Origin of the sequence: Sphingomonas sp. 1F27F7B, from assembly GCF_005503355.1 — a bacterium.
Lineage (GTDB): Bacteria > Pseudomonadota > Alphaproteobacteria > Sphingomonadales > Sphingomonadaceae > Sphingomonas.
The window spans coordinates 59,752-81,943 of record NZ_SCMK01000008.1 but is presented as its reverse complement, the minus strand read 5'-3'; the positions used below and the strand labels follow the sequence as shown (position 1 = coordinate 81,943).

Genomic DNA, 22,192 nt, shown 5'->3' with positions numbered 1-22,192 from the left:
ATCTGTGCCCCGGCGCGTCCCTCCCGGGGCCCAAATACGGGCCCAGAAAAGGGATCGCATGAAGCTCCTTCTCGATGGCGAGATCGCCCGGTTCATCCGCATCGCCCCCGCTGCGGATCTCGAGCTTGCAGTCGTGATCCCGACGTTCAACGAGCGTGCGAACGTGCCGTTGCTGGTGGAGAAGCTGGATGCGGCGCTGCAGGGTCGGAACTGGGAGGCGGTGTTCGTCGACGACGACAGCCCGGACGGGACGGCGGATGCGGCGCGGGCGCTGGGCCGGCGGGATCCGCGGGTTCGGGTGATCCAGCGGATCGGTCGGCGTGGGCTGTCCTCGGCCTGTATCGAGGGGATGTGCGCGACGGCGGCGCCGTTCGTGGCGGTGATCGACGGGGACCTGCAGCATGACGAGACGCTGCTGCCCAGGATGCTGGATGCGCTGGAATGCGACGATGCGCTCGACGTGGTGATCGGCTCGCGGTTCGTCGACGGCGGCGGCACGGGCGAGTGGGACGAGGAGCGGGTGGCGAAGTCGGCGCTGGCGACGAAGCTGTCGCGGCGCGTGCTCAAGGCGGACCTGTCGGATCCGATGAGCGGCTTCTTCATGATCCGCACGGGGATCGTGCGCGATCTGGTGCCGACGCTGTCGGCGATCGGCTTCAAGATCCTGCTCGACATCATGACTGCATCGCCGCGGCCGCTGAAGTTCCTCGAGCTGCCCTATGTGTTCCGCACGCGGGCGCTGGGGGAGAGCAAGCTCGATTATGTGGTGGCGATGGAATATCTCATCGCGCTCTACGACCGGATGTTCGGCCGGGTGGTGCCGGTGCGCTTCGTGATGTTCTCGGGCATCGGCGCGCTGGGCGCGGGCGTGCATTTCCTCGTGCTCGGCGTGCTGTTCCGCGGCCTCGCCTGGCCCTTTGTCGGGGCGACGATGCTGGCGGTGCTCGCCGCGATGAGCTTCAACTTCTTCCTCAACAACGCGCTCACTTATCGCGAGCAGCGACTGAAGGGCGGCGGTGCGCTGCTGGCGGGCTGGTTCTCCTTCTGCCTGGTGTGCAGCGTGGGTGCGGCGGCGAATGTCGGCGTCGCGGCATTCCTGCACAATGTCCAGCATGGCGACTGGCGCTTCGCGGCGCTGGCCGGCATCGCCGTCGCCGCCGTGTGGAACTTCGCGCTCTCCTCGCGCTTCGTCTGGGGGCGCTACTGACGGCGGGCCGGCGTCCCGCTAGGTTGAGAACCCAAACAAGTATCTGATTTTCCGTCGTCATCCCCGCGCAGGCGGGGATCCAGGGCCAGGCGCCGAGCCGGGGTGGCGGGGTCCTGTCCTCTCCGGACAGCGTTCGCGCGGTGGTGCCGATATCCCGCATTACCCTGGATCCCCGTCTTCGCGGGGATGACGATTGAGGGAAGGGGATGACGATTGAAGGAATATGAGTCCCCAACCTAGGCCACCAGTCGCAATCGCTTCCGCTGCGCCGCGCTGCGCGAGCCGCCGCCCACCAGCGTCTGCAGGTCGATCATCCCGCGCGCCAGGCCCAGTCCCGGAGGGGCGCCGATATAGCGCGGTGTCCATGTCGGCGAGAACTTGTCCTTGTACGCCCGCAGTCCCTCGAAGCCGTAGAACGCATCGCCATGGCGATACAGCAGGGCCCCGATCCGGGCCCACATCGGCGCGAGGCGGCGCGATTCGATGCCCGACAGCGGCGCCATGCCGAGATTGAACCAGCGATAACCCTGGTCGCGGCCCCATTGCATCAGCTGGACGAACAGGAAGTCCATCGTGCCATAGGGCATTTCGGCCAGATGCCGCATCAGGTCGACCGAAAGCTCCTCACGGTTCTCTGTCGCCCAGATATTGGCGAAGGCAACGATCCGTCCCTGCTGGCGCACCAGCGCGCAATCGAAGCGGGCGAGATAGGCGGGATCGAAGCGGCCGACCGAAAAGGCCTTCTCGCCATGCCCCTTCTCACGCAGCCAGGCGTCGGAGACGGTCTTCAATTCGGCCATCAGCGCGGGCACCTGCGCGGCGGGGACGATCTCGAAGCTCGCGCCCTCGCGCGCCGCGCGGCGTTCCGAATGGCGCAGCGAGCGCTTCTCCGGTCCCTCCATCGTGAAGTCGGGCAGCGCCACGCGCGCTTCCTCGCCATATTTGACGAGTTGCAGGCCCAGGTCGATCGCGATCGGCAGCGCGTCGGTCGAGATCTGGTAGAGCAGCAGCCGGCCTTGCGCGGCGTCCGCCATCTCGCGGATCTGCCAGAGCAGATCGCCCCATTCCGCACCGGGGCCCACCGGATCGCCCATCACGATCCAGCTCTGCCCCTGCACCTGGTACATCAGCAGTGTCTCGCCGCTTTCCGAGCGCAGGAAGCGCTTGTCGCCGGCATAGGCGAGCAGCGCGTCGGTGCGGTTGGCATGGACGAGAGCCAGGCGCGGCAGCTCCGTGTCGGGCGCATGCTCCTCGCGCTTCGGCTGGGCATAGCCGAACCACTGAGTCACCGCGACGCAGGTCAGGGTCACCGCCGTCGCGAAGCTCGCGCGCAGGAAGCGCGAGGCGTCGCCGCGCCAGGCGAACTCCCACCACATATCTTCCTGATAGGGGATGTGCTTGAATGCGAAGAAGCCGATCCAGGTCGCCAGCGCCACCGCGACCGCGACCGAGAGCAGGGCCCGCGTCGACAGGGTGCTGGTGAGCGCGGTCTTGCGATAGAAGGCGGTCTTCGAGAGCTGCAGCAATCCGGCGATGACCAGCAGGATCACCGCTTCCTCATAATCGACGCCCTTGATCAGCGAGAAGAGCGCGCCGGCCAGCAACAAGGTGCGGCAGAGGTGAAAGGCCGCGTCGAGCCGCCGGTAGAGGGCCGGCGCGATCAGCAGCAGCGCCGTGCCGGCCAGGCTTCCCGCGATGTGGGAGGCCTCGACGAACGGCAGGGGCACGAACGCGTGGAGCTCGCGCAGGCGCACGGGGACCGCAGGGAGCGAGCCGGAAATAAGGAGCACCACGCCGCCCACGAAGACCAGTGCGGCGAGGAAGGTCGGCGCCAGGCTGTGCATCGCCAGGCCCACCGCGCGGATCGCGGCGAGCGGCTTTCGCAGCTGGCGCCGCTCGTGCACCGCGAGCAGCGCGGCCGCCACGAGCAGCGGGAAGACATAGTAGATCAGCCGATAGAGGATCAGCGCAGCCACGACGTGCGATGGATCTGTGTCCGGCAGCACCGCGAGCATCACTGCCTCGAACACGCCGACGCCGCCCGGCACGTGCGTGACCAGTGCCGCGATGATCGCCAGCGCATAGCCGAGGAAGAAAGTGGGAAAGGCGTGCAACCCCGCGCCGGGAACCAGAATCAGCAATGCCGCGCTGGCCAGCGCGAGGTCGATTGCCGATGTCGCGATCATGCCCAACGCCTGGGGCAGGCTGGGGCAGCGCAGGCGCCAGCGCCACAATTTCACTTCGCGCGCCGGTCCGCGCAACATCGCCAGCACGCCCAGCGTCGCGACCAGGATCGCGATGCCGATTCCACGCTGAACGCCGGCCGATATGGTGATTCCCGCCAGTTCCAGCCCGCCGCCATGCAGTGCCAGTGCCGCGCCGGCCATCACCACCACGCCCGACCAGAAAGTGAGGCTGGCGGTGGCGACCACCTTGACGATCTCCGCCGTGTCGAGCCCCGCCGCGCTGTAGACGCGATAGCGCGCCGATCCGCCGGTGAGCAGCGCGAAGCCCAGATTGTGGCTCAGCGTGTAGCTGGTGAACGAGGCGAGCGCGGCGGTGCGATAGGGCAGGGGCCGCCCGATGATCCGCAGCGCCAGCACGTCGTACAGCGTCAGCATCACATAGCTGGCGATGGTCAGGGCCAGCGCGCCGGCGACCTGCCACAGGCTGATCGCGCGGAAGGCATGGCGCACGTCGCGCCAGCGCACTTCGTGGAGCAGGCCGTGCAGCGCCGCGAAGGCGAGCGCGGCGACTGCGACGACGGCGCCGATCTGCAGGGCGGTCTTGTAGGCGGGGCGCATGACTGCCGGCCTCAGCCCCGTTGCCAGACCTGCGACTTGCAGATCCAGCCGCCCAGGATGCACCCGCTGATCTTCAGGCTGTTCGGGCCCTGCTGCTCGATCTTCGAATAATAGGTCTGGCCCATGTCGGGGACATAGACCCGACCCTGCCACTTGCCGTTGCCGGTGGGGTGATAGTCCTGGAGCAACTCGGTGCCGATCAGCTTCTGGACGCCGCTCTCGCGCGCGTCGCGCTGGGCCTCGTCATTGGCCCAGACCACCCAGCCGCACAGCTTGTCGCCGCAGGCGCCGGTCTGCACCTTCACGGTGCCGCGCGGATTCACCCAGGTGCCGACGACGCCGGTTGCGGTCGCCGGCGCCTGGGCGGAAGCCTGCACCGCGCCGAGCAGCAGCGCTCCCATGCCGATGCCGGCCAGAATCTTGGCGAAGCGCATTTCGAAACTCCCTCCGTATTCCAATGTCGCTCTTTGGCCCTGCGCGCCTGTCGGCGGCGTGTTCGCAATCCTAATTTTTGGTAATGTCGGTGATTGCCGAGTGGAGCGTATCGTACAGTGTATCGGGATCATGGTGAAGCATGTGTCCGCCGGGCAGCGCGACGCGGCGCACATTGGGCTGGGTGAGCATCGGACACAAGCTGTTCGTCTCTTCCTCGCCCTGCACGCAGAGCGTCGGCGCCCAGGTCAGCTGGCGCCCGGTGGGCAGCGCCATCGCATCGGGCTTGGTCAAGCTGAACATCTCGGAAGGAGAGACGTGGTAGTAGACGGTGTCGGTCGGCACCACCAGCGCGACCAGCTTCACCTTGGCGCGCAGGTCCTGGGGCAGGCCGGTCAGCCCCACATGCATCATGTCGGAGCCGAAGGATTGCCCGATCATCATCAGCCGGTCCGCCTTGCCGAAGGCGAGCGCGCGCCGCGCCGCGTCGGCGATCAGCTTCTGTATTTCGGCGGGCGTGCGCTGCTGGCGGAAATAGGCGAGCGAACTCACGCCGACCACGGGGACGCCGTCCGCGGCGAAGCGCTTCGCGATATCCGGCCCCATGCCGATCTTGAAGCCCATGTCGCCCGATACCAGCACCACCGCCAGGCCCTTCATCGCGGGCGGCGCGGGGCGGGCGGGGGCCATGTCGTAATAAAGGGGGCCGCCGAAATAGCCGACATAGGCGAGGAAGCCGGTAAAGCCGGCCAGGATCAGGGCCAGGGCGGCGAGAGCGATGCCGAGCTTGCGGCGGGGATGGCGCATGGAAACTCCTTGAAGGTCCGGCTTCTATAGATACGTGCGATTCGCGTTGGTGTGACGGGATCATGACCAAAGCTTAACGTGACTTGGCTGCTTGCCACGGGCATCCCCATGCTCGCAATGACGAGCCGCGAAATCCAGGAAGACGCCGGTCCCGCCGGCCGCACGATGCGCGGAACCGACGGGTTTGTCCTGATCCTCGTCCTCTCCTTCGCGCTCAGCGCCATGGTGATCCTGGGCTGGGCCTGGCGATCGGGAATCAACCGGGTCTTTGCCGCGCAGAGCGGCGCCAGCCTGTTCCCGGGCTTCACCGCCGAGACGCCGGGCAGCACGGCCCGGGGCCTGGTGGTGACCAGCTTGCGCTCGGGAAGCGAGGCGGCGAAGGACGGGATGGAAGTGGGCGACGCGATCGTCGCCATTGACGGGCGCGGCGTGGATACGCTGGAGCAGGCCCGGCGCTATTTGCGGAACGATCCGCATCCGCAGGTATATCTCGACTTGGTGCACCAAAAGCAGCTACGCCATCTCAAGCTCTTGCGAAGCGCGAGTGGAGAGAATGGGGCACAAGCTGCTGCTGGTGGAGGATGACGAGGCCACCGCCGCCTATATCGTCAAGGGAATGAACGAAGAGGGGTTCACGGTCGACCGCGCCGACAATGGGCGCGACGGCCTGTTCCTCGCCAGCGACGGCAGCTACGACGCGATCGTGCTCGATCGCATGCTGCCGGGAATGGACGGCATGGCCGTGCTCGGCGCCCTGCGCGCCGCGAAGATCGAGACTCCGGTGATCATCCTCTCGGCGCTCGGCACGCCGGATGACCGGGTGGGCGGCCTCACTTCGGGCGCCGACGACTATCTGGTGAAGCCCTTCGCCTTTGCCGAGCTGCTCGCCCGCGTCCGCCTGTTGCTGCGCAAGCGCGGCGCCGCGGAGACGGCGGTGACCAAGCTCAACTCGGCCGATCTGGAGATGGATCTGCTCTCGCGCCGCGTGAAGCGCGGCAGCAAGGTGATCGATCTCCAGCCGCGCGAATTCCGCCTGCTCGAATATTTCCTGCGCCATCCGGACCAGGTGATCACGCGCACCATGCTGCTCGAAGGCGTGTGGGACTATCATTTCGATCCCGGCACCAACGTGATCGACGTCCATATCAGCCGGCTCAGGAAGAAGCTGGACGATGGCGGCGAGCCGATCCTCCACACGATCCGCGGCGCCGGCTATCGCCTGGGCCCGGCGGCGTGAGGTGAGGCTGCGCTGGGGGCAGCTCGCGCGCTCGGTCACTGCGCGCTTCGTGATCGTTGCCTTCCTGGTGCAGCTCTCCGTCACCGGGGGCATCCTGCTCTTCGTCCAGCAATCGAGCGAGAGCGCGCTCGCCGCCGAGCAGAAGGCGCTTGTCACCGATCTGCGCGAGGATCTGGTCTCCGCCTGGCGCGCCGGCGGCGACGCGGAGCTCACACGGATGATCGATGCGCGGCTTGCCCAGGCGCACGCCAGCCCGCTGGTGATCCTGCTCGCCACTGCGAAGGAAGACCCGATCCGCGGCAACCTGGGCGATTGGCCCACGGTGATTCCGCCGGAGACCGATTGGCGCGCGATCGAGCTCTATCGCACCGGCAGCGACCGGGCCGAGCTGATGGGCGTCTCGTCCACCACCCTGCCCAATGGCGAGCGGCTGCTCGCCGGCCATGTGATCACCTCGAGCGTCCGCCTGGCGCGGGTGAACGAGGAAGCGATTACCGCGGCGCTGGTGATCGGCGTGGTCTTCGCGCTGCTCAGCGCGCTGCTGATCGGCCGCGTCCTTTCCAACCAGATCCAGGGCGTGGTGACTACGGCGCGCGACGTGGGCGAGGGCAGGCTGGGCCGCCGGGTGCAGACCGACGGCAGCGGCGATGCGTTCGATGCGCTGGGGGAGGCCGTCAACGCGATGCTCGATCGGATCGAGGCGCTGGTCTCGCAGCTGCGCATGATGACCGACGGGCTGGCGCACGACCTGAAATCGCCGGTCACCCGGATCAAGGTCACGCTCGAGCGCGCGATCATCGAGACCGAGGACGAGACTGCGCTCGCCGCGCTGGAGCGGGTGTCGGGCGAGGCGGAGACGCTGCTCGGCATGCTCTCGACGGCGCTGCTGATCAGCCGCGCGGAGGCGGGGATCGGGCGTGACCGTTTCGTCGATACCGACATCGGTGCGCTGCTCGAGGACCTTGCCGAAGTCTATGGCCCGCTCGCCGAGGATCGCGGTTTCGAGATTGCGGTCGAAGCCGAAGCCGGCCTGCACGCGTTGCTCCACCGCGAGCTGATGGGCCAGGCGCTCGGCAACCTGATCGAGAATGCCACCAAATATGCCGAGGGCGGCCACCGCATCGTCATCCGCGCCGCGCACGAAGCGGGCGGCATCGCGCTCTCGGTGGCCGACGACGGCCCCGGCATTCCCGCCGAGCGCCGTGCCGAGGCGCTGAGCCGCTTCGGCCGCCTGGATCCTGCCCGTCACGTCACCGGCTCGGGCCTGGGGCTCTCGCTGGTGGAGGCGGTGGCCCGGCTCCACCAGGGCAGTTTCGCCCTCGAGGACAATGCACCGGGGCTGCGGGCGGCGATCAGGTTCTGACGGCCGTCCTTCTCCTCCGCCCGGGACGGCGGGGATCACACCGCCAGCGCATAGGTCATCACCAGCGCCGCCACGGTCATCAGCAGCATGGCGGAAATGAAGGTCACGTCCGCGACGCGCTCCAGCTCATGCATTCGTTTGGTCGTCACGGTGCGCAGCGCGAAATAGGAAGTCAGCGTCGCGATCAGGAACAGCACCGCGTCCAGCGCCAGCAGATCGTCGGCGAGCGTGTTGGCCCGCCGCACCGCGATCACCACCCGCAGGATGCCGATCGCCGTCAGGCACACACCCACCATCGCGGCGGCGATCGGGCAGATCATCCGGCAGGCCCGCTCGTCGAGCGTATATTGGCTCAGTCCTTCCTCGGGCGGCTTCTTCATGCGGTGGTTGCCTGCGTCTCCACTCGGCCGCTGCGCTCCAGCTTGCCCCAGCCGACCCAGGGGCCGCGCAACGCATTGGCAACGGCGCGGATCACCACCCAGTACATCAGCTGGCGATAGACGAAGCGCTGGGCGAGCAGCAACAGCCCCGGATAGCGCTTCTCTCGCTTCTCCATGCGATAGGCGACCCAGCCGCACAGAAAGTCGATCGTCATGAACGACAGCCAGTAGATGGCCATGCGCAGCACGTCGCTTTCGGTCTGCGCCCAGCCATGCTGCCAGACCCGGATCGAGGTGCCCACGATCGAGGCGATCAGCGCCAGGTCGATCAGCGGCGAGATCAGCGCAAAGGCGATCTGGAACACCCAGGCCTGGGGAATGCCGACCAGGGCGAGGCCCGCCGGCTTGCGGGTGCGCAGGATCGCACCGTGCTTCCACAGGCACTGGAGCGTGCCGAACGCCCAGCGGAAGCGCTGCTTGGCGAGCGCGCGGAAGCTCTCGGGCGCTTCGGTCCAGGCCACCGCGTCGATGTCATAGCCGACGCGCCAGCCCTTGCGCTGGATCGCAATGGTCAAGTCCTGGTCCTCGGCCAGCGTGTCGATCGGATAGCCGCCCACGTCGGCGAGCGCCGCCTTGCGCCACGCGCCGACCGCGCCCGGCACCACCATGATCGCATCGAGGCTGGCCAGCGCGCGCCGCTCGAGATTCTGCGAGGTGACATATTCCACTGCTTGCCAGCGCGTGACCAGGTTGACGCGATTGCCCACCTTGGCATTGCCGGCGATCGCGCCGATTTCCTCGTCCGCGAACCAGCGGGCGAGGCGAGCGATGGTCAGGGGTTCGAACTGGGTGTCGGCGTCGAGCGCGATGACGATGTCCCCCCTGGCCAGCGCCAGCCCCTGGTTGAGCGCGCGCGCCTTGCCGCCATTCTCCAGCGTGAGCAGCTTGACTCGCGGGTCGTCGGCATAGGCGGCGCGGACCACGTCGCCGGTGCCGTCCTGCGAGCCATCGTCGAGCACGATCACCTCGACGCTCACTTGCTCGCTGGCAAGCACGCGGCGGATCGAGTTCTCGATCACCTTTGCCTCGTTATAGGCGGGGATCAGCACCGAAACGAACCGGCCGGGGTCGATCTCGGGCGCCACCGGGCGGTTCTTGCGGCGGTTGCCGTTCACCGCCAGTCCGGCGAGGACGAGGGCACGGGCGATGCCCAGCGCGATCGCGAGGAAGAACAGCCACTTCAGGATGAAGCCCAGCACCGCCGCGACGAGGAAGATGCCGACGTCCATCCGGACCGCCGCCAGGTCGCCTTCCTGCACCTCGGGCATCACCTGGTCGCGGGTGAGGCCGGCGAGCTGCGAGACGGGAACGAACTGATAGCCCTTGGCGCGCAGCTCGTCGATGATCCGCGGAAGCGCCGCCAGTGTCTGCGACCGGTCGCCGCCGCCGTCGTGGAGCAGGATGATCTGGCCCGACTGGTCGGCATTGCCGGCCTCCACCTCGCGCAACGTGGTGTCCACGATCGCGTCGACGCCCGGGCGCTGCCAGTCATTGGGGTCCACATGCAGGCCGACATTGGTGTAGCCCGCGCGCTGCGCCGTGAGCGCGGGGATCAGTTCGTCCGCGGTGGTCGGCTCGGCGTCACCGAAATAGGGCGCGCGGAACAGGCGGACCGAGCGGCCGGTATAGGCTTCGATCAGCCGCTGCGTGGCGTTGAGTTCGATCCGGGTGCCCCGCGACGAAGTCAGCGCCAGATTGGGGTGGGTGAAGGTGTGGCTGCCGATCTCATGGCCTTCGTCCACCACGCGGCGGACGAGGAAAGGCTCGGCCATCGCATTCTCGCCAATCATGAAGAAGGTGCCGGTCACCTGTTTCTGCTTGAGCACGTCGAGGATCTTCGGCGTCCAGTCGGCATCGGGGCCGTCGTCGAAGGTGAGCGCGACCTTGCCGGGCACATAGCCGGTGCGGGTGACGACATAGGGGGTCGGCAGCGACTGGAAGGTCTCGTCGACGATCAGCCCCTGCGGATTCTGGGTGATGATACGCGCGCCGACGCTCGGCGTGCTGGTGATGCGGAGGATCTCGCCCGATCCCTCCACGTCGACATCGCCCACGGCCTCGATCCGGCGCAGATCGGGGATCTTGCCCGAATGCGCCGCGCCCAGCGCCGCCCAGAAATTCGAGTCTTCCGATCCGAGGCGCCACAAGGCGACGCCGCCCACGCCCTTGATGTTGGCGGCGCGCAGCTGGTTCCACGCCGTGGTGGCGTCGGCCATCCACACGGTGTGCTCGGTGCCGTTTTCCTCATAGGCGAAGCTCTGGTTGCCGCTCGCCTTGTCGAAGGTGACGGTGGCTTCGCTGTCGTGCGCGATCAGCCAGGCTTCTTCGATCGAGATCGGGTCCGCCTTGCCCGGCGCCGTCCAGTTATAGCCATAGTTGGCGATGCCGACGATCAGCTTCTCGGCCGGCACTTGAGTCAGCGCGGCGTTCATCTGGCGGACGAACCAGGCCTGGCTGGCGATCGGGCCCGCCGCGGTGGCCGGGGCGTGCTCGTCGTAATTCATCAGGATCACATAGTCGGCCGCGGTGGCATAGGCCTTCATGTTCCAGTCGTCGTCCTGCGCCGGCACGGTGACCGCGACGCTCAGCTTCGCCGCGGCGAAACGGGTGCGTGCGTCGCGCAGCAGCGCCAGATAGTCGCGCTGCGAGGCAGTGGGCAGTTCCTCGAAGTCGAACACCACGCCGTCCGCCTTGCGCGCCACCAGGGTGCGTTGCAGCTGGTCGAGAAAGGCGGCGCGTGCCTTCGGATTGCGGAGCAGAGCGGCGGCGCCGGCACTGTCCCAATTGTCGCCGGTGGCGTTCTGCACCATCGGCAGCACCTTGGGCCGGCGCGTGGCCGCGGCGAGGATCGTGTCGAACTCGGTGTCCGGCGCCGTGGCGATGCTGTGCTGCGGCCCGGTGACGGTGTAGGACGCGGGCACCACCCAATCCATCTCGCCGATGTGGCGACGCAGCGAGGCGCCGCTGGCATCGTCCCAGGGCACATAGAAGCCCACCGCGAGCGGCGCGGCCTTGGCCTTGCCATTGGCTGGCCCCTGCGGCAGCCAGGAAGCGAAGCTGTGGCGCAGCCGGTTGGCCTGCTGTTTGAGCGAGCGGGGCTGGGGATGCTCCATCGCCATGGCGAGCGGCCCGGGCGTGGGCACGCGCACCACGGTCATCGCGAAGGCGCCAGCGGCGAGCACGATCACCAGCAGCAGCGCGAAGAAAGCCCGCATCGTCCAGCGGTTCCGCTTGCCGCTCGCATCGAAGAAGATCGGACGTTCCATCGTCTATGTGCCCCGTTTTCAATATCTGGGTGCGACGCCCGGCCCGAGGAGTGCGGGAGGGCCGGGCGCCGCGGTTTGCCGGCCATGAACGCGGAGATGGCCTGCTCCTTCCGGATAGACATGCCACTCCTTCGCGGACCTGCCTTCCAAATTAATTTACTGTCATGTGCGGAGATGGCCAAAACAAAACGGCCGGCGCGGAGGGGAGGCGCGCCGGCCGTTCAGGTATTGCGGGTGCAGGCAAAAGAGGAAACCCGCACCCGCTGGCACCGCCCGAACAGGGAGAGCAGGGCGATGCCGAGACTTTTGCGGTCAGCGTCCGTGCGCGGCCACCATCGGCGCGTGCGCGACAAGGCGGGCGTCGGCTGTCGACCAGGCCGCCGATCCGCTCACCAGCGTGGCGATGGCCAGCAGCGCGATGGTGGTGCGGCGATGGGGCATTTCCTTGTTCCTCTCAGGTCGTCTTCGGTGACCGTGGGACAGGAAATGCACTCCTGCCGGTATCGGTGCGGTGGCCGTCAGGTTACTTTTTGGACAGGCGCACGCAGCCCCAGCCAGCGCGCCACTCCCGGTGCCGCGCGCCGCATGCCCAGCTCGAGCGCCGCCGCGATGGCCAGCGTGATCCCGAACAGCGGCATCAGCACACCGAGCAACAGCGTGACGCCGACCAACGCCCAGCTGTGCCGCAGCGGATCCTTCGCTGCCGGCGCGCCCAGCCCGCCCGCCGGCCGCCGGCGCCACCACAATATCACGCTCGACACCGCGAGCGTCACCAGCCCGATCAGCACGGCCAGGTTGACGAGCTGGTTGAACAGTCCCAGCCACGCTCCCTCGTGCACGGCGACGCCGAAGCCCACCACGCGGTCGATCCAGTGCCGATCGCCAAAGCCCTGCGATCCGATCACCGCGCCGTCCCCGCCGATTTCGACCGAGACGCGCCGCGTCCGGTCCTCGGTCTGCGACCGGGCGAGCCAGCGCCCGCCCGCGCGGGTCGGCGGGCTCACTTCGGCCGGCGCGGCAAGCCCCAGCGTCATCGCCTTGGCCACCACGCGGTCGAGCGCCGGCCCGGCCGGCGCGACATGGGTCATCGTCATCCCGTGATGCCCGGCATGCTCGTCCAGCATCGCGCGGGCGCCCCTGTCGAGCTCGGCGCGTGCCGCCGCGTCCGCCGCCGACCCCGCCGACCAGTCCTGCCGGCCGGCTGCCGTGCCGGTCACGACGCGCACCTGCTTGAGATAATCGCCCCAGTTCTTTGCCCAGGGCAGGCCGGATGCGATCAGGAACACCGCGCCGATCGACACCCAGAGCCCCGTCACCGCGTGCATGTCGCGCCAGAAGACGCGCTTGCCGCCGCCGAGACGCGGCCACAGGATCCCGCCCGGCCCCTTGCCCTTGCGCCCGCGCGGCCACCACAGGAACAGGCCGGTAAGGATCATCACGATCGTCCAGCAGGCGGCGATCTCGACCAGCGCCGATCCAAGGTCGCCCGCCAGCAGCTCGCCGTGCAGGCGGAAGATCACGCGCATGAACCGGCCTTCCTCGGGCGTCGCCGCCAGCACCTGCCCGGTCTGTGGATGCACCCAGACCCGCATCTCCTCGGCGCCCTTGCCAACGAGCAGCTGCACCGCGTCGTCGGGCGCTTCGGGCAGCACATATTTGTGCAGCACCGATCCCGGCACCGCCGCCGTAGCCGCCGCGGCGATCTTCTCTGGGGCGAGCATCGGCCGGCCCGGCGCGGCGACATGCGCATAGGGGGCATAGAGCCAGCCTTCGATCTGCGGCTTGAACAGATAGATGCCGCCGGTGACAGAAAGCCACAGGATGAAGGGCACGCAAAAGATGCCGGCATAGAAATGCCAGCGCCACACCGCGCGGAACCAGCGCTCGTGCCGGGCCGGGAAAAGCGGGCTCACAGCTTCCACCCCGCTTCGATCAGGAAGCTGCGCTGCGGATAGGGGTGATAGACCCAGGCGCGATCGTTGGTGATGTTGTCCACGCCTGCGCTCAGCCGGAAATTGTCGGTCATCTTCCAGTTCACCCGGGCGTCGAGCGCGAACAGCTCGGAAGTATAGCCGAACGTATCGCCGCGCTGCAGCCCGAACAGATCGGTATTGGGCCGCGTCGCATAGCGCATGCCCATGGCGACCAGCACCCGCGGCGTCACCTGATACCGGACATTCGCATTGAGCCGCCAGCGCGGGATGCGCGGAAATTGCACGCCTTCGGCCGCCGGTGCGCTCTCGTTGCGCACCGTCTTCGAATCGATCCATGCGGCATTGGCATCCAGGTCGAGCCCGGGCACGCCGACGTCGTGCGCCTCGGCGATCAGCTCGAGCCCGACTTGTCGCGTCACGTCGATATTCTTGTAGCTGGAGGTGGTCACGCCGTTCTGGTTGAACCCCGCGAACGCGAAGATGGTGTCCTCCACGCGCTGCCAGAAGGCCGACCCGGTCAGCTTCCATCGCCCGAAGTCATGCGCCACCAGCAGGTTGGCGTCGCGTGAGCGTTCGGGCTTCAGGCTCGGATCGAAGCTGTCGCGGTTGAAGCTCCCGTCGCCGTTCAGGCTGCCCTGGAAGAGCTCGCCCACCGTCGGAAAGCGCGTCGCCTCTGCCAGGCTGAGCTGCACGCTGGTCGCTCCGCCATGCCATTCGACCGAGAATTTCGGGTCGAACGCCGCGTCGCTGCGTTCCGGATAGCGGTTGGTCACCGGCTGGCCGAGGGTGCCGATACGCCCGAGCCCGCCGTCGAACGCGCGCCAGCTCTCCAGCCGGGCGCCCAGCGTGAACAGCAGCGCGTCGACATGCAGCCGCCCCTCGGCCCAGCCGGCGAGCAGCCGCGTCTTGCCGAAGGTGCGCGTCGAGAAGGCGCGGCCGTCATCCGCCCGCCAATTCGGCAACGCGTAGTTGGTCAGGTCGGTCCGATAGAGATTGGCGCTCGCTCCGGCGGCGAGATCGAGCGCGCCTGTCTTGCCCTCCAGCGACAGCTCGGCCGTGTACCAGCCGGTGGGACCCTGTCGCGCCAGCATGCCCGCACCGCCGGCGGCTCCTGCCGCCCAGCTCGCCGAAGTGAACCCGTCCGATCGCGCAATCTGGTAGGTCGAGAGGTTGAGCTTCGCGGTCATGCCCGGCCCGATCGGTGCCGCGATCCTGCCGCCGGCGAGGAACTCGTCCCGGACCGCCCGCGACCAGCGTGCGCCCGAAGCAGTCCAGGTCCGCCCCAGCGTCGTCACGCGCCCCTCGCAGACCCGGTTGCCCGCTGCGTCGCGCAGATAGCAATCGGGCGCATATTGGGCATCGAGATTGTGCCAATAGGCGAACAGCATCTCGCCGGTGACGCCGGACGTGCCGTCATAGCCGATCCGCAGCTTGGCCTGGTCCTGAGTCGTGGCGGCCGGGCTCTGTGCGGCGAAGATCGGATTGTTGGCGCTGCCGGGCGCATTGGGGATCGCTTGGCCCGGATCGACCACGGCGCCGGTCACGGGCGTGCCAGGTGCGCCCGTCGCCGGGGTGAGCCCATACCAGCTCATCGGCTGGCCGTCGTTCCGGAAATGGCGGCCGGAGATGCGCGCCGACCAGGGGCCGTTCTTCTGACGCCAGCCAAGGCCGGCCTCGCCCGACCAGCCCCGATAGCTGGCGTGGGTGCCGTACTGATCATAGGGTTCGGCCAGCCCCTGCACGGTGGCGAACGCTTCGGTTTTCGCGGGCGAGCGGGTGGTGATGTTGACGATGCCGCCCATCGAATTGCCCGGGTAGCGCGCCGAATAGGGGCCATAGACGATGTCGAATTGTTCGACCTCCCCCGGGCCGACCACGCCCCATTTGGGCGCGAAATTGAAGGAGTTGCCGAGGAAGTTCGACACCACGAAACCGTCGACCATCACCAGCGTGCGGGCGCTCTGGGTCGAGTGCGTGCCGCGAAAGCCCGGCACGCCGTTGGAATCGCCGGCATAGCGTTTGCGCACGAAGAAATCGGGCGCGTACTTCATCAGATCCTCGACATTCTGGGCGTTGACCCCGGCGAATTGCTCGTCGCCCAGGCTTACTGAGAGCCCGCGCGGATCGATGCTGATCGGCGCGCCCTTCTGGCCGACGACGAGGATGGAGGAATCATTGTCCGCTTCCTGCGCCAGGGCGGGAGCGGCGATGCACAGGAGCGGCAGCGCACAGAAGTGCGCGCGGCGATATGAAGACATGTGAAATCACCTGAACGAGGAAAGTCCGACGGGTTCAGGCGAGGGCAGGGGGGCCTTGGGCAGGTGGCTGGGCAAAGGCCCGGCGCCGGATCATGGGCTGCGGTGCCGGCGCGAACCCCAGCGCGAGCAGGAAGGCGATCGCCGCGAGCAGCAGCACCGGATCGGTGCCGCTCGTGATGGCATGGCTTAGCGAGGAATAGGCGCAGCCGCCGTCCTGCTTGGCGCTGTCGGGTGCCTTGGCATGATCGGGATCCATGGGCAGGGTGATGGCCATCGTCGCCGGGCCGCTGCCGTCGCAGATCGCCACGGTGAGCGTCTTGCCGCCGGTATCGGCGAGCATATAGCCCTGGGGCACGAGCGCCTTCACTGCCAGCGCCGCGGCGATCAGCCACAATGCCAGCCAGCGATGCTCCCGCAGAAAGACGCGCCATGCCCCCATGGGAGGGCAGGGCTACGCCCTTTGCGTGGAGCTGTCATCTGTGGAGTTGATCGGCAGGATGGGCATTTTGTCCCATCGATCGCAACTGCCGTCACCGCGATGCCGCGAGGTGTTCCCCCCGTCCCCTAACCGGCGTAAGGGCCGCGCATGACCCAGCAACCGATCCTCGTGCTCACCACCGGCGGCACCATCGACAAGCAATATTTCGACGCTTCGAGCCAGTATACGATCGTCGGCACGATGGTGACGCGGCTCCTCGAGCTCGGGCGGGTCGCGCATCCCTTCGAGATCGAGGAAGTGATGCGCAAGGACAGCCTGGAGATGGACGATACGGACCGCGCAACCATCGCGGGCCGCGCCGCCGCGTCTCCGGCCACGCGGATCGTCATCACCCACGGCACCGACACGATGACCGAGACCGCGAAGGCACTGACCGGGATCGAAGGCAAGACGATCGTGCTGGTCGGGGCGCTCGCTCCCGCGCGCTTCGCCGAGAGCGATGCCACCTTCAACCTCGGCATGGCCTTCGCCACCGTCCAGGTTGCCAGGCCGGGCGTCTACATCACGATGAACGGCACGGTGTTCGAAGCCGGCAAGGTGGTAAAGGACCGCGAGGCGGGGCGCTTCGTGGAGATCTGAGTGCCTCTCCTCCCTTCCGGGGAAGGGATTTCAAGGATTGGGGTTAAGTTGAGAACCCAAACAAGTATCTGATTTTCCGTTGTCATCCCCGCGCAGGCGGGGATGACGATTGAAGGAATATGAGTCCCCAACCTAGAGAATCCCCGGCAGGTCCAGCCCCTTCTCCCGCGCGCAATCGATCGCGATGTCGTAGCCCGCATCGGCATGGCGCATCACGCCGGTGGCGGGGTCGTTCCACAACACGCGCTCCAGCCGCCTGGCCGCTTCGGGCGTGCCGTCCGCCACGATCACCATGCCGGCATGCTGCGAATAGCCCATGCCGACGCCGCCGCCATGGTGCAGCGAAACCCAGGTCGCCCCGCTCGCCGTATTGAGCAGCGCGTTCAGCAGCGGCCAGTCCGACACGGCGTCCGATCCGTCGCGCATCGCCTCGGTCTCGCGATTGGGGCTTGCGACCGATCCGCTGTCGAGATGGTCGCGTCCGATCACGATCGGCGCCTTGAGTTCGCCGCTGGCGACCATCTCGTTGAAGGCCAGCCCCAGCCGGTGCCGATCGCCCAGGCCCACCCAGCAGATCCGCGCGGGCAGGCCCTGGAAGTGAATGCGCTCGGCCGCCATGTCGAGCCAGTTGTGGAGGTGCGCGTCATCGGGCAGCAGCTCCTTCACCTTGGCGTCGGTCCTGCGGATGTCCTCGGGATCGCCCGAGAGCGCGGCCCAGCGGAACGGGCCGATGCCGCGGCAGAAGAGCGGGCGGATATAGGCGGGAACGAAGCCGGGGAAGGCAAAGGCATCGGCCACGCCTTCGTCGAGCGCCACCTGGCGGATGTTGTTGCCATAGTCGACCGTCGGCACGCCCGCGGCATGGAAATCGAGCATCGCGCGGACATGGACCGCCATCGACGTCTTGGCGGCTCTGGCCACGCCTTCCGGATCGCGCTCGCGCCGCTCGATCCACTCGGCGACGGTCCAGCCAGCGGGGAGATAGCCGTTGACCGGATCGTGCGCGCTGGTCTGGTCGGTCAGCAGGTCGGGACGGATGCCGCGCGCGAATATCTCGGGCAGGATCTCGGCCGCATTGCCGAGCAGGCCGACCGAGACCGGCCGGTCGGCGCTCCGGATGATGTCGAGCGCTTCGTCGATGCTCTCGGCGGCGCGGTCGAGATATCCGGTGCGCAGGCGCATCTCGATCCGGCTCGGCTGGCACTCGACCGCGAGGCAGGACGCGCCCGCCATCACTGCCGCCAGCGGCTGCGCCCCGCCCATGCCGCCCAGGCCGGCGGTGAGCAGCCAGCGGCCCTTCAGGTCGCCGCCATAATGCTGGCGGCCCATCTCGACGAAGGTCTCGTAGGTGCCCTGCACGATGCCCTGGGTGCCGATATAGATCCACGAGCCGGCGGTCATCTGGCCGTACATCGCCAGCCCCTGGCGATCGAGCGCGTTGAAATGTTCCCAGGTCGCCCAATGCGGCACCAGGTTCGAGTTGGCGAGCAGCACGCGGGGGGCATCCGCATGGGTGCGGAACACGCCGACGGGCTTGCCCGACTGGATCAGCAGCGTCTCGTCCGCCTCCAGGTCGCGCAGCGCGGCGACGATCCTGTCATAGCTCTCCCAGTCGCGCGCCGCCCGGCCGATGCCGCCATAGACGACCAGCTCCTCGGGCCGCTCGGCGACATCGGGGTGCAGGTTGTTCATCAGCATGCGCAGCGGCGCCTCGGTGAGCCAGCTCTTGGTCGAGCGCTCCGTGCCGGTGGCGGGCTTGATGATGCGGCTGTTGTCGAGGCGGGTCATTCCGGTGCTCCGGCGAAAGAGAGGCAGGCTTGGAGAATGCGGGTGAGCGCCGCGCGCATCGGGGCGGCGCGAGCGTCGTCATAGGGCGTGGGCCAGCTCGCTTCGTCGAAGGCGGCGGGCTCGTCGATATAGCCGCGGCAGGCCAGTTCCATCTGGATGGCGTGGACGCCCTGTCCGGGCCGGCCATAGTGGCGCGTGGTCCAGCCGCCGCGGAAGCGGCCGTCGGTCACTCGGTTCCACGGCGTCGCGGCGCAGGCGGCCTCCACGCCGTCGCGCAATTCGATCGCGCAGGTGGTGCCGCCATTGGTGCCGATGTTGAACTGGGGGAGTTCGCCTTCGAACAGGCGGGGGACGTGGCTGCGGATCGAGTGCGCGTCGTAGAGCACCACCTTCGGGTGAAGGGCGCGGAGGCGCGCGATCTCGGCTTCGATCGCGGCGTGATAGGGATCGAAGAAATGCTCGCGCCGCCAGGCGATGCTCGCGGCGTCGGGAACGCCGTCGCGATGGAGCGGCTCACCGTCGAAGGTGGTGGTCGGGCAGAGTTCCGTGGTCGCCTGGCCCGGATAGAGCGAAGCGCCCGAGGGATCGCGGTTCACGTCGATCACGCTGCGGGAGATCGCGGTCCGGACGGTCGTCGCGCCGAGATCGGCAGCGAAGTCGTAGAGCTGATGGATCCACCAATCGGCATCCTTGGTCGCCAGCCAGGGCGAGACGAACTGCTCCTTCAAATCATGGAGAAGGTCGGTTCCGGTATGCGGGAAGGCAACGATCAGCGGCGCTTCGCCGCGATGGATCTCGAGCCAGCTCATGCCACCCCCGGCAATGCGATCCCCGCCGCCTCGGCCACGGCGCCGCTGCGGATCAGGGCAGTCGCGGCTTCGATATCGGGGTGAAAATGCCGGTCATGGTCGAGTGTCGGTACTTCGCGGCGCAGCCGGGCGCGGACTCGCTCCAGCGCGCCGGAGGAGGTGAGCCCGGCATGGAAGTCGCAGCCCTGCGCCGCGGCGAGCAGCTCGATGCCGATCACCCCCGCGCAATTCGCCGCCATGTCGAGCAGGCGGCGGGCGCCGTGCGCGGCCATCGAGACATGATCCTCCTGATTGGCCGAAGTCGGGATCGAATCGACGCTCGCCGGCGTGGCGCGCTGCTTGTTCTCCGAAACGAGCGCGGCGGCGGTGACCTGGGGGATCATGAAGCCCGAATTGAGCCCAGGCTGGGGCGTGAGGAAAGCGGGCAGGTTGGAAAGCGCGGGATCGACCAGCATGGCGATCCTGCGTTCGGCGATCGAGCCGATCTCGCAGATCGCCAGCGCGATCATGTCGGCGGCGAAGGCGACAGGCTCGGCGTGGAAATTGCCGCCCGACAGCGCCTCGTCGGTCTCCGGGAAGATCAGCGGATTGTCCGAGACGCCGTTCGCCTCGGTCTCCAGCGTGGTGCCCGCCTGGCGCAGCAGGTCGAGCGCGGCACCCATCACCTGGGGCTGACAGCGCAGGCAATAGGGGTCCTGCACGCGCGGATCATTGTCGCGATGCGAGGCGCGGATCGCCGATCCCTGCATCAGCGTGCGCAGCGTCTCGCCCACCGCGATCTGGCCGGGATGGCGGCGCAGCTGGTGGATGCGCGGGTCGAACGGGGCATCGGTGCCCTTGGCCGCCTCGGTCGACAGCGCGCCGGTGACCAGCGCCGCCTGGAACAGCGTCTCTGCTTCGAACAGCCCCGCCAGCGCGTTGGCGGTCGAGAATTGGGTGCCGTTGAGGAGGGCCAGGCCTTCCTTGGGCCCGAGCGTCACCGGGGCGAGGCCGGCCTCGGCCAGTGCCTGCTCGGCCGGCAGCGCGCGGCCGTTCACTTCGACCTGCCCGACGCCGATCATCGTCGCGGCCATGTGCGAAAGCGGCGCGAGATCGCCGCTCGCGCCCACCGATCCCTGGCTTGGCACCACCGGCGCCAGCCCCTTGGCGAGCATCGCCTCGATCAGTGCCACGGTCGCCGGCTGCACGCCCGATGCGCCCTGCGCGAGGCTGGCGAGCTTGAGCGCCATCATCAGCCGGACGATCGGAGCGGGCGAAGGAGCGCCGACGCCCGCGGCATGGCTCAGCACGATGTTGCGCTGGAGCGTCGCGAGGTCCTCCGCTTCGATCCGCACGCTGGCGAGTTTCCCGAAGCCGGTATTGATCCCATAGACCGGCTCGCCGCGCGCCAGGATGCGCGCCACCGCCGCGGCGCTCTCGGCGATCCGCGGGGCGGAGGCGGGGTCGAGCTTCGGCACCGCGCCGCGCCAGATCGCGCGCCATTCGGCCAGCGGCACGTTGCCGGGGGTCAGCAGGATTTCGGTCATTGGCCCTTCCAGATGCGGGCATGGAGCGGGTTCAGCCCCATGCGGTAGACAAGCTCTGCCGGCCGCTCGACGTTCCAGATCGCGAGGTCGCAGCTCTTGCCGGGTTCGATCGTGCCGATTTCATGGCCGAGCCCCAGCGCCCGCGCCGCTTCGCGGGTAACGCCGGCCAGGCATTCCTCCACGGTCATCCGGAACAGAGTCGCGGCCATGTTCATGACGAGCAGCAGGCTGGTGAGCGGCGACGTGCCGGGGTTGCAATCCGTGGCGAGGGCAATCGGCACGCCCGCGTCGCGCAGCGCCTGGATCGGCGGCAGCTTGGTCTCGCGGACGAAATAGAAGGCGCCCGGCAACAGCGTCGCCACGGTGCCCGCCTTCGCCATCGCGGCGATGCCGGCCGAGTCGAGATATTCGAGATGGTCCGCCGAAAGCGCGCCATAGGATGCCGCCAGCGCTGCGCCGTGCAGGTTGGAGAGTTGCTCGGCATGGAGCTTCAAGCGCAGCCCGTGCGCGCGGGCCGCGTCGAAGACGCGCCTTGTCTCGTCGCGGGTGAAGCCGATCCCCTCGCAGAACGCATCCACTGCGTCTGCCAGCCCGGCCTCGGCGACTGCCGGGATCATCGCCTCGCAGACGAGATCGACATAGCCGGCACGGTCGTCCGCATATTCGGGGGGCAGGGCGTGCGCGCCCAGGAACGTCGTTACGATCCGGATGCCGCGTTCATGCGCCAGCGCCTTTGCCGCGCGCAGCATCTTCAATTCGTCGGCGAGCGACAGACCATAGCCGGACTTCACTTCGACGGTGCCCGCGCCTTCGGCGATCAGCGCATCGAGCCGGGGCAGGGCGCTCGCCACCAGATCTGCCTCGCTCGCGGCGCGCGTGGCGCGCATCGTCGAGACGATCCCGCCGCCCGCCCGCGCGATTTCCTCATAGCTTGCGCCCCGGAGGCGCAGCTCGAACTCGTGCGCGCGGTCGCCGCCATGGACCAGATGCGTGTGGCAATCGATCAGCCCGGGGGTGATCCAGCGGCCCCCGCAGTCGATGACTTCGGCTGCGGCAGGGGCCTCGTCGGCCGGGCCGGTCCAGGCGATCCGGCCGTCCTTCGCCGCCACCGCGCCACGTTCCAGGACGCCGAGGCCAGGCCCCGCCATCGTGGCGATCCGCGCATTGGTCCAGAGTCGGTCCATATGCGCATCCTTGCCTGTGGCCACGGTTATGTCTAGACATAATAAAGGGCCTATCGCAC

Annotated in this window: 18 protein-coding genes; 5 read left to right on the top strand and 13 right to left on the bottom strand. The window is 68.1% G+C overall.

Features of this window, described 5'->3' with window-relative positions:
* The first annotated feature begins 58 nt into the window (after positions 1-58).
* Positions 59-1,207 (top strand): glycosyltransferase, encoded by a 1,149-nt coding sequence (locus FFS08_RS09510; protein WP_137871828.1) that lies wholly within the window; start codon positions 59-61, stop codon positions 1,205-1,207.
* A 236-nt stretch (positions 1,208-1,443) separates the two neighbouring features.
* Here the strand turns inward: FFS08_RS09510 and mprF are convergent, their stop codons facing one another.
* The 3 genes from mprF to FFS08_RS09495 all read right to left on the bottom strand — a co-directional run bounded on the left by mprF (position 1,444) and on the right by FFS08_RS09495 (position 5,250).
* Positions 1,444-4,011, bottom strand: coding sequence for a bifunctional lysylphosphatidylglycerol flippase/synthetase MprF (gene mprF, locus FFS08_RS09505; protein WP_137863770.1), 2,568 nt, complete (start codon positions 4,009-4,011; stop codon positions 1,444-1,446).
* An 11-nt stretch (positions 4,012-4,022) separates the two neighbouring features.
* Complete coding sequence (locus tag FFS08_RS09500; protein WP_249341179.1) at positions 4,023-4,445, bottom strand: DUF2147 domain-containing protein; 423 nt, start codon at positions 4,443-4,445, stop codon at positions 4,023-4,025.
* 70 nt (positions 4,446-4,515) lie between these two features.
* On the bottom strand, positions 4,516-5,250 hold the full coding sequence (locus tag FFS08_RS09495) for an AcvB/VirJ family lysyl-phosphatidylglycerol hydrolase (RefSeq protein WP_137863771.1): 735 nt from the start codon (positions 5,248-5,250) through the stop codon (positions 4,516-4,518).
* A gap of 78 nt (positions 5,251-5,328) precedes the next feature.
* Here FFS08_RS09495 and FFS08_RS09490 point away from each other — a divergent pair, with 78 nt between their 5' ends.
* From FFS08_RS09490 to FFS08_RS09480, 3 genes are read left to right on the top strand one after another with little or no spacing between them, the layout of a single operon-like run.
* Positions 5,329-5,835, top strand: a complete 507-nt coding sequence (locus FFS08_RS09490) for a PDZ domain-containing protein (RefSeq protein WP_137863772.1) — start codon at positions 5,329-5,331, stop codon at positions 5,833-5,835.
* Positions 5,804-6,487: a winged helix-turn-helix domain-containing protein gene (locus tag FFS08_RS09485; RefSeq protein WP_137863773.1), complete on the top strand. Its 684-nt coding sequence runs from the start codon at positions 5,804-5,806 to the stop codon at positions 6,485-6,487. The genes FFS08_RS09490 and FFS08_RS09485 overlap by 32 nt, the downstream gene beginning before the upstream one ends.
* 1 nt (position 6,488) lies before the next feature.
* Positions 6,489-7,850 (top strand): sensor histidine kinase, encoded by a 1,362-nt coding sequence (locus FFS08_RS09480; protein ID WP_249341180.1) that lies wholly within the window; start codon positions 6,489-6,491, stop codon positions 7,848-7,850.
* A gap of 35 nt (positions 7,851-7,885) precedes the next feature.
* Here FFS08_RS09480 and FFS08_RS09475 read toward each other — a convergent pair whose 3' ends face one another.
* The 6 genes from FFS08_RS09475 to FFS08_RS09450 all read right to left on the bottom strand — a co-directional run bounded on the left by FFS08_RS09475 (position 7,886) and on the right by FFS08_RS09450 (position 16,187).
* A complete protein-coding gene (locus FFS08_RS09475; RefSeq protein ID WP_137863775.1) occupies positions 7,886-8,230 on the bottom strand; it encodes a hypothetical protein in 345 nt (114 codons plus the stop codon).
* Positions 8,227-11,556 (bottom strand): polysaccharide deacetylase family protein, encoded by a 3,330-nt coding sequence (locus FFS08_RS09470; protein WP_137863776.1) that lies wholly within the window; start codon positions 11,554-11,556, stop codon positions 8,227-8,229. Before FFS08_RS09470 ends, FFS08_RS09475 begins: the two co-directional genes overlap by 4 nt.
* 312 nt (positions 11,557-11,868) lie before the next feature.
* Positions 11,869-11,997, bottom strand: a complete 129-nt coding sequence (locus FFS08_RS24215) for a hypothetical protein (RefSeq protein ID WP_283214637.1) — start codon at positions 11,995-11,997, stop codon at positions 11,869-11,871.
* A 77-nt stretch (positions 11,998-12,074) separates the two neighbouring features.
* Positions 12,075-13,469: a PepSY-associated TM helix domain-containing protein gene (locus tag FFS08_RS09460; RefSeq protein WP_249341181.1), complete on the bottom strand. Its 1,395-nt coding sequence runs from the start codon at positions 13,467-13,469 to the stop codon at positions 12,075-12,077.
* A complete protein-coding gene (locus FFS08_RS09455; protein WP_137863777.1) occupies positions 13,466-15,748 on the bottom strand; it encodes a TonB-dependent receptor in 2,283 nt (760 codons plus the stop codon). Before FFS08_RS09455 ends, FFS08_RS09460 begins: the two co-directional genes overlap by 4 nt.
* 34 nt (positions 15,749-15,782) lie before the next feature.
* A complete protein-coding gene (locus FFS08_RS09450; RefSeq protein WP_137863778.1) occupies positions 15,783-16,187 on the bottom strand; it encodes a DUF2946 family protein in 405 nt (134 codons plus the stop codon).
* A gap of 147 nt (positions 16,188-16,334) precedes the next feature.
* Between FFS08_RS09450 and FFS08_RS09445 the strand changes: the two genes are divergently transcribed.
* Entirely contained in the window at positions 16,335-16,826 is a 492-nt protein-coding gene (locus FFS08_RS09445) for an asparaginase domain-containing protein (RefSeq protein ID WP_137863779.1), read from the top strand.
* Positions 16,827-16,958: 132 nt separating this feature from the next.
* Here the strand turns inward: FFS08_RS09445 and hutU are convergent, their stop codons facing one another.
* The 4 genes from hutU to hutI are packed head-to-tail and all read right to left on the bottom strand — an operon-like array spanning position 16,959 to position 22,133.
* Positions 16,959-18,614 carry a urocanate hydratase gene (gene hutU, locus FFS08_RS09440; RefSeq protein ID WP_137863780.1) on the bottom strand — a complete coding sequence of 552 codons (1,656 nt, stop codon included), beginning with the start codon at positions 18,612-18,614 and terminating at the stop codon, positions 16,959-16,961.
* Entirely contained in the window at positions 18,611-19,423 is an 813-nt protein-coding gene (gene hutG / locus FFS08_RS09435; protein ID WP_137863781.1) for an N-formylglutamate deformylase, read from the bottom strand. The genes hutU and hutG overlap by 4 nt, the downstream gene beginning before the upstream one ends.
* The gene (gene hutH / locus FFS08_RS09430; protein WP_137863782.1) at positions 19,420-20,949 is read right to left on the bottom strand and encodes a histidine ammonia-lyase; all 1,530 of its coding nucleotides are present in this window, start codon (positions 20,947-20,949) and stop codon (positions 19,420-19,422) included. Before hutH ends, hutG begins: the two co-directional genes overlap by 4 nt.
* Complete coding sequence (hutI, locus tag FFS08_RS09425) at positions 20,946-22,133, bottom strand: imidazolonepropionase (protein ID WP_137863783.1); 1,188 nt, start codon at positions 22,131-22,133, stop codon at positions 20,946-20,948. Before hutI ends, hutH begins: the two co-directional genes overlap by 4 nt.
* Positions 22,134-22,192 lie beyond the last annotated feature (59 nt).

Coding starts and splice junctions, on each gene's coding strand:
- FFS08_RS09510 (WP_137871828.1), top strand. CDS start 59: ATGAAGCTCCTTCTCGATGGCGAGATCGCCCGGTTCATCCGCATCGCC.
- mprF (WP_137863770.1), bottom strand. CDS start 4,011: ATGCGCCCCGCCTACAAGACCGCCCTGCAGATCGGCGCCGTCGTCGCA.
- FFS08_RS09500 (WP_249341179.1), bottom strand. CDS start 4,445: ATGCGCTTCGCCAAGATTCTGGCCGGCATCGGCATGGGAGCGCTGCTG.
- FFS08_RS09495 (WP_137863771.1), bottom strand. CDS start 5,250: ATGCGCCATCCCCGCCGCAAGCTCGGCATCGCTCTCGCCGCCCTGGCC.
- FFS08_RS09485 (WP_137863773.1), top strand. CDS start 5,804: ATGGGGCACAAGCTGCTGCTGGTGGAGGATGACGAGGCCACCGCCGCC.
- FFS08_RS09475 (WP_137863775.1), bottom strand. CDS start 8,230: ATGAAGAAGCCGCCCGAGGAAGGACTGAGCCAATATACGCTCGACGAG.
- FFS08_RS09470 (WP_137863776.1), bottom strand. CDS start 11,556: ATGGAACGTCCGATCTTCTTCGATGCGAGCGGCAAGCGGAACCGCTGG.
- FFS08_RS24215 (WP_283214637.1), bottom strand. CDS start 11,997: ATGCCCCATCGCCGCACCACCATCGCGCTGCTGGCCATCGCCACGCTG.
- FFS08_RS09455 (WP_137863777.1), bottom strand. CDS start 15,748: ATGTCTTCATATCGCCGCGCGCACTTCTGTGCGCTGCCGCTCCTGTGC.
- FFS08_RS09450 (WP_137863778.1), bottom strand. CDS start 16,187: ATGGGGGCATGGCGCGTCTTTCTGCGGGAGCATCGCTGGCTGGCATTG.
- FFS08_RS09445 (WP_137863779.1), top strand. CDS start 16,335: ATGACCCAGCAACCGATCCTCGTGCTCACCACCGGCGGCACCATCGAC.
- hutU (WP_137863780.1), bottom strand. CDS start 18,614: ATGACCCGCCTCGACAACAGCCGCATCATCAAGCCCGCCACCGGCACG.
- hutG (WP_137863781.1), bottom strand. CDS start 19,423: ATGAGCTGGCTCGAGATCCATCGCGGCGAAGCGCCGCTGATCGTTGCC.
- hutH (WP_137863782.1), bottom strand. CDS start 20,949: ATGACCGAAATCCTGCTGACCCCCGGCAACGTGCCGCTGGCCGAATGG.
- hutI (WP_137863783.1), bottom strand. CDS start 22,133: ATGGACCGACTCTGGACCAATGCGCGGATCGCCACGATGGCGGGGCCT.